The sequence below is a fragment of the Streptomyces viridosporus genome (genome assembly GCF_002078235.1).
Taxonomy (GTDB): domain Bacteria; phylum Actinomycetota; class Actinomycetes; order Streptomycetales; family Streptomycetaceae; genus Streptomyces; species Streptomyces viridosporus.
The window spans coordinates 1-562 of the sequence record NZ_MSGP01000920.1 but is presented as its reverse complement, the minus strand read 5'-3'; the positions used below and the strand labels follow the sequence as shown (position 1 = coordinate 562).

The 562-nt window shown below is 74.4% G+C and carries 1 protein-coding gene; it reads left to right on the top strand.

The features are described 5' to 3' along the window. Positions 1-562 (top strand): aromatic amino acid lyase (locus B7L92_RS38675; RefSeq protein WP_159461095.1); only part of this gene is annotated, 562 nt, incomplete at both ends.

Below are 562 nucleotides of genomic sequence, written 5' to 3'. Positions count from 1 at the left end.
CGCCCCGCAGGTCGCGGGCGCCGGGCGGGACACCCTGGCCCACGCCCGGCTGGTCGCCGAGCGCGAACTCGCCTCCGCGGTCGACAATCCGGTGGTGCTGCCGGACGGGCGGGTCGAGTCCAACGGCAACTTCCACGGGGCACCGATCGCCTACGTCCTGGACTTCCTCGCCATCGCCGCCGCCGACCTCGGCTCCATCGCCGAGCGCCGCACCGACCGGCTGCTGGACAAGAACCGCAGCCACGGGCTGCCGCCGTTCCTCGCCGACGACGCCGGTGTCGACTCCGGGCTGATGATCGCTCAGTACACCCAGGCCGCCCTGGTGAGCGAGCTGAAGCGGCTCGCCGTACCGGCCTCGGCGGACTCGATCCCGTCCTCCGCGATGCAGGAGGACCACGTCTCCATGGGCTGGTCGGCGGCGCGCAAGCTGCGCACGGCCGTGGACAACCTCACCCGGGTCATCGCCGTCGAACTGTACGCCGCCACGCGCGCGGTGGAGCTGCGCGAGGGGCTGGCGCCCGCGCCCGCGACGCGGGCCGTGATCGAGGCCGTGCGGGAGGCG